1 protein-coding gene is annotated in these 205 nt (G+C 69.3%); it reads right to left on the bottom strand.

The features are described from left to right. Window positions 1–205 (bottom strand): histidine phosphatase family protein (locus CP49_RS48340; protein ID WP_245311062.1); only part of this gene is annotated, 205 nt, incomplete at both ends.

Raw genomic sequence — 205 nt, 5'->3', positions numbered from 1 at the left:
CGTGAGCCGCTTGGCGTACAGCACTGGGTCAGCCGCCTGCATCTCGGCCAGCGTCGAACCCTCCCAGACGCCGTAGCCGATCTCGCGGAGGCGATCGTCGAGCGCGTAGTCTGCCGGCGGAAGTTTCAGGGCGCCGCGCACCAATTCCATTGTCGCCCGCGCGCGGCCAAGCGGGCTTGCGACGAACGGCAACGCGGCCTTGTCG

The sequence above is a fragment of the Bradyrhizobium valentinum genome (assembly GCF_001440405.1).
In the GTDB taxonomy this organism is placed as follows: Bacteria; Pseudomonadota; Alphaproteobacteria; order Rhizobiales; family Xanthobacteraceae; genus Bradyrhizobium; species Bradyrhizobium valentinum.
Note: the sequence above shows the minus strand (reverse complement) of the source record. Positions and strands in the feature narration are given on the sequence as shown.